General features: G+C 60.4%; 2 protein-coding genes. One reads left to right on the top strand and one right to left on the bottom strand.

The features are described 5' to 3' along the window. The coding region (locus tag G4923_RS21320) for a type I secretion C-terminal target domain-containing protein (protein WP_276208937.1) at positions 1–4,655 on the top strand (4,655 nt) is incomplete at its 5' end. Positions 4,656–4,863: 208 nt separating this feature from the next. On the opposite strand, the gene mdtH is transcribed toward G4923_RS21320, so the two are convergent. Then, entirely contained in the window at positions 4,864–6,057 is a 1,194-nt protein-coding gene (gene mdtH / locus G4923_RS00110) for a multidrug efflux MFS transporter MdtH (protein WP_139746124.1), read from the bottom strand. Positions 6,058–6,197: the final 140 nt, after the last annotated feature.

Below are 6,197 nucleotides of genomic sequence, written 5' to 3'. Positions count from 1 at the left end.
GGCCGGCCGGGCTGACATCCGGTGGTGCTCAGGTCCAGTGGAGCTGGAGTGCGGGTAGCAAGACGCTGGTCGGATACACCGGCACCATAGGCGGCGCCGATTACAAGGCTGTGGTCGAGGTCAAACTGACGGCTCCCAATGCCAGTGGCAAGGGGGACTGGACCTATGAAGTGACCCTCAAGGGCCCGCTCGATCACGCTGATACCACTCGGGAAGACAAGTTGTCGTTCCAGCTGGATGTGGAGGTCTCCGATGGCAGCGGCAGCACCAAGGGCAAGCTGGATGTCAGCATCGAGGATGACTCCCCCATCGCTGGCAATGCCGATGCCGTGTCCGTCGTCAAGACCAATATCCCGAACACCTTGACCGGGTTCTTCGATCTGACCCAGTTCAGCGGCAACCATTCGACCCTGAACATGACGGGCTTCACCATCAGTGGTCTCGGCTTCAAGTCGGCCACCGACTCAGAGTTGGTTGAGGCGAGTGTCAACGGCTCCGGATCGGGTCTGGGGGTAGCCAGCGGCGCGGCGCCCTATCACAACATCGCCAACGAGATCGACTTCCGTCACTTTGCGGATGGCACCTCTGCCTCCGAGCAGTTGGTCATCAAGCTGGATGCGGGCAAGGTCGCCTATGGCGCCAATATCAAGTTCAGCCAGATGTTTGGTGGCGAGCTGGAGAGCGGGGTGGTGGAGTTTTATCGCGGTGGTGTGCTGATCAATACCCTGGTATTCAACTCGACGGCAGCAGGCGGGGAGTTCAACCAGAACTTCCAAGTGCAACAAGGCGGCTTCGATACCATGGTGATCAAGGCGACCAACAACGGCAACACCAATACCCAGGACAACAGCGACCTGACGGTGAAGAGCATCGAGTTCCTCGGTGCCGATACGGCGCAGGCCATCGCCTATGGCTCCGGCACTGTGACGCCACAATGGGGGGCTGATGGCAAGGGCTCGATGGGACTGGTCCTGGATCCAGGCGCCTTCGAGAGCGGCCTGCGGACGGCAGCCGGTTCTCTGATCACCATCAGCTCAAGTGGGGCCAACACCCTGCTCGGCAAGGATGCGGGCGACAACCTGGTCTTCAGGCTGGAGTTCACCCCCGCCACCGGCAAGTGGGAGTTCTTCCAGTATCAGAACATGTCCAAGCCCCAGGGGGACAGCGACATCGACTTCCAGATCAAGGTGACGGATGGCGATGGTGACGTGAGTATCGGGTCGTTTGCCACCAAGCCACTCTTTACGCCCATCGTTCAGGGGATCTCTGCCGACAGCGTGACCGAAGGCGGTAGCCTGCAACATACGGTGACCCTGTCCGACGCGACCCAGGAGGCGACGCAATATGACTTCGCCATCAGGGGCAGCGGCAGCAACCCCGCATCTAACCTGGATTGGGGGACTGCCCAGTTCAGCAACGGGGTGACCTACAACAGCACCACCGGCAAGATCACTGTGCCGGCCGGGGTATCCGGTTTCACCGTGACGATACCTACGGTGAACGATCGTCTGGTCGAGGCAAACGAGACCCTCTCGGTGACCATAGGTGGCCAGAGCGGCACAGGTACTATCGTCGACAACGATCGGGCGCCGACGGCGGCCGGGGGCCACAGTGCCGGGCAGGAAGACAAGCCCCAGGTGCTGACCTGGGCCCAGTTCGGTGCCAGCGACGATCAGGCTGCGACCGATCTCGGGGTGAAGATCAACACCCTGCCCCTGAACGGTACCCTCGAATACCTCAATGCCGCGGGGCAGTGGGTTGCGGTGCAAACCGGATCCCTCATCTCCTACGCCGAGGTGAATGCGGGCCATCTGCGCTTCGTGCCCGGTCTGAATGAATCGAGCACCAATACCGCCAACGGAAATGGCGCCCTGGCCGGCAATATGAAGGGCGACTATGCCAGCATCGGCTATCAGATAAGCGACGGTGCCAACCTCAGCAACGGCGGCAAGCTGGTGATCGATGTGGCGGCGGTGGCTGACAAGCCGACCGTGGATGTGGTTCTGAGTGGTAATGGTATCCCCCTTTACCAGGGGTTCCCGAGCTCTGGCATCAGCACCGACAGTTTCCAGTCAGGCACTATCGACCGGACCGCACTTGGAGTCGGTGCTCCGCAGCGGGATGCCAGCAGTAGTAATGATCAGCTGAATGGATCCAATACCAAGAATGACTACCTGTTGAGCAGCAAGGGCGGCGGCGACATGCTCTACGGCAAAGGGGGAGATGACCTGCTGGTTGGCAGTGACTCGACACAGGGGGACTCTCTCTATGGTGAGGCTGGCAACGATATCCTGGTAGCTGGTCTTGGCAGCGATGGTCTCTATGGTGGCACGGGCGATGACATTGCCGTACTTCGCGGCAACCGGGCCGATTATGTGGTTCAGAAAGGGAGTGGCCACTCAATCCATGATGCCTGGTTTGATTTCAGCGTGAGTGAAAGGGGCGTCGGGATCATCAAGGCGCTCCATGACATAGAGCATGTGCAGTTTGATGACGGCATTTATGCCATCAATCAGACCACGGGTGAGCTGACCCTGGTACAGCCGACCAAGGTGGATTACCCGATCGACATTAAGGTTTCCCTCACGGATCGCGATGGCAGTGAAGTACTCGACAGCCTGGTGCTGAGCGGCATGCCGAAAGGCTCCGAGCTCTATAAGGGCGATAAGTTGCTGGGCACAGTCGGGGATGATGGCAAGCTGACCTTCACCGCAGCGGACAAGCTGTGGAGTGGCAATGCCTTGGATCTGAATCTGACCGGGCTGACCCTGAGGGTGCCTGGCGCCAGTGCTGGCCAGGTCGACCTCAAGGTTGAGGCTATCGCCAGGGAGGTGGGCACCGATCAGACCAGTACAGCGACCGATGATGACAGCATCCGACTGAGCTACTTCAACGCCACCGAAGGGGAGCCGGGCAATCAGAACCGCACCTATGGCAGCGAGCACAATATCGTGGTGGGGGATCTGGATGGCAGCGTGGTGTTGCCGGGTCAGAACTACAACATCGCCTTTATGGTCGACAGTTCCGGCAGTATCGGCAGCGATGCCATGGCGACCATCCGAACCCAACTGTCCCAAGTGTTTACCAGCCTCATGAACTCCGCGGGGATGGCCGGGGCGGGTAAAGTCAATATCTTCCTGGTGGACTTCGATACGTTGGCCAACAAGTCAGTGAGCGTCAATCTCAAGGACTCGGATGCGTTGACCAAGTTGCAGGCGATCCTCGATAGCATGGATGGCAGCAAAGACAACGGCGGTGGTACCAACTATGAAGATGTGTTCCAAACCACGGCTAACTGGTTCAACGGCTCTACGGCACAAAGCAATACCAATGCCAAGAACCTGACCTACTTCATTACCGATGGCAAGCCGACCTTCTATCTGGATAGTCAGGGAGGCAATCCGATCGTCAATGACAAGTGGTGGGATTCAGATGATGTGCGTCTTAGCTCGGTGCTCAATGGCAGCTATGTGGCGGGCAGAGTCTATAGCAACGATGGAAAGACCATCATCGATGCTCAGGGCAAGGTTTACTCCTACGACTGGAGGGGAGCCCAGAGCACCATTGGGGCCATGCGAACTGATGGTAAAGGTGGTTATGTGTACTGGTCTCTTGGCGGTAATGGGCAGGACTCCTCCGACACAACCATCACCAACTCGGTAGCTGGCTTCGGGCTGCTGAGCGGAATGGGGGTGACAGTCGAGGCAATCGGACTGGGGGCGAATATCTCCTATAACGATCTCAAGTCCTACGACTCTGACGGCGTCATCAAGACCGGGGTCAATGCCTCCGATCTGGCCAATACCATCCTCGGAACTTCCGTCAACAACCTGCCGGGGGCCGATCGCTTCGATGGTGGGGCGGGCGACGACATACTGTTTGGCGACGCGGTGCGCTTTACCGGCATCAGCGGGGAAGGGTATGCGGCCATCAAGCAGTATGTGGCCGGCAAGCTGGGCGCAGGGTCGGTGACCGATGCCCAGGTGCATTCCTACATCAGAGATCATGCCAGCGAGTTCGATCAGTCGTCGGCCAATGACAAGGGTGACACCCTCTACGGTGGGGATGGCAATGACATCCTGTTCGGCCAAGGGGGCGATGACTTCCTGTACGGCGGTGCCGGCAACGACACCCTGTTCGGCGGCAGCGGCAACGATATCCTTTATGGTGAAAGCGGCAACGACAGTCTCTCTGGCGGCAGCGGCAACGACACCCTCTATGGCGGTACCGGCAATGACATACTGAGTGGCGGGCTGGGCAACGACATCCTCATCGGGGGGCTTGGCAACGATGTTCTCAAGGGAGATGCCGGGGCTGATACCTTCACCTGGTTGAAGGGGGACACGGTCGCAGGCTCCGTTGCCAAGGACTATGTGGTCGACTTCTCCAAGTCGGAAGGGGACAAGCTGGATCTGAGCGACCTGCTCGACAGCGATGGCAGCAAGAACCAGACCACCCTGAAGAGCCTGCTCTCTGTGTTCCAGGACAGTGAAGGGGTGCACCTGCAGGTGAAGGAGAGCAGCGCGGCACCTGTGACCCAGGAGATAGTGCTGGTGAACCACACCTTCGACACCCTGACCGGGGGCTCGGGGTCCACGGCCAACCAGGTCATCGACTACATGTTGAACAACAATCTGCTGGATATCGACAAGTAACCCAGCCAGATGGACACAAAGCGGCAGAGCAATCTGCCGCTTTTTTTATGCGCGTCATTCGGCTTGTGGGGTGATGGAAAGTGGGGTGAGGAAAGAGGGGGGATACAGGTCAGGGGAGGGGGCCGTTGACCCTGTGTTGCCGCATAAAAGAAGGGCGCCACCTCGCACGAGGGGCGCCCCGGGGTCATCAGCATTGGGTGCTCAAGGATCAGGCATTGACCTGGGCCAGACGGGAATCGCGCTGAAAGCAGTTCACCAGCAGCAGCAGGGTGGTGACGCCGACGGTGCCGAGCACCAGCCAGGGCAGCCAGGGTTGTCCCTGGGCCATGGCGTAGTCGTGCAGGGCGCCGCCCCCCACGTAACCCGTCATGCCACCCAGCGCCAGACCCAGGCGACTGAACCCCATGTAGCTGCCGCGCGCACCCGGCTGGGCCAGCTTGGTCATGAGCGTCTCCCGCGCTGGCTCGGCGATGACGATGCCGAGATAGAAGCAGGCAAGCAGCATGAAGACGGCGGGCAGGGTGGTGGCAAAGGCCACCAGCCCTATCCCCGCCGTCATCAGCAATACCCCCGCCATCAGGCGGTTTTCCAGCTTGAAGTGGCGCTCGCCATAGCGCGCCAGTGGATAGAGCAGCGCCAGGGAGATGGCCGTCTCCAGGGTATACATCCAGCCCACCGCCGTGGTGCTGCCCGCCATCTGTTTGACCAGGATGGGGAAGATCAGCATCACCTGCACCCAGAGCGCGTAGTAGCCGCTCAGGATCAGCACCAGTCGGCAGAAGGCCTTGTCTGCCAGCACCTGGCCGAGGCCTGTCCGGATCGGCGTCGGGCGCAGGGAGAGCTTGTAGGGGGGCAGGATCAGCAGGTTGCACAGGGCCGCGCAGACGAACAGGCCAGCCCCCAGCAGGCAGACATATTCAAAGTCGAAGTTGAGCAGCCAGCTGCCGAGCAGGGCCCCCACCACGGCGCCGGCGCTCTCCAGCATCATCAGCAAGGAGATGTAGCGGCCGCGCTCCCGCGGGCGGGTGAACTTGATCACCAGGGCGGCGCGGGGCGGATCGAACAGGCAGCCGCCGAGCCCCGAGATGATGCAGGAGACGATGAGTTCCAGCCCGCTCTGGGCGTAGGCCAGGCTGGCAAAGCCCAGCGCCCGCAGCAGCATGCCACAGACGATGAGGGGGCGAGCCCCGAACTTGTCGGCGAGGGAGCCGCCGAAGACCCCCAGCCCCTGCTGGGTCAGCTGACGAAGGCCCAGCGCCAGCCCGACCACACCGGCGGCCCAGCCAAGCTGATCCACGAATCGCAGGCTTATCATGGGCATCACCACGAAGAACCCCAGGATCACCAAGAGGGAATCCAATGCCAAGAACCACCGCCCCAACCGCCTCGCCCGCTCCACCATGACCCTTATACCCCTGCTTGCTTCGATGACATTATTTGTTGTGTACTCATTGTCCGAATGGCGCCGTCACCAAACAGAGCCAAGGGCGACGATAAGTCCCTGACTCGCTGGCGTTCTGCCATTTCACGACGATTGATGCT

This window comes from Aeromonas rivipollensis, from assembly GCF_010974825.1.
Taxonomy (GTDB): Bacteria; Pseudomonadota; Gammaproteobacteria; order Enterobacterales; family Aeromonadaceae; genus Aeromonas; species Aeromonas rivipollensis.
The sequence above is the reverse complement of the archived record's forward strand: the minus strand, read 5'-3'. Positions and strand labels throughout refer to the sequence as shown.

Excerpts from the sequence above, each read along its gene's own strand:
- mdtH (WP_139746124.1), bottom strand. The coding sequence starts at position 6,057 with ATGGTGGAGCGGGCGAGGCGGTTGGGGCGGTGGTTCTTGGCATTGGAT.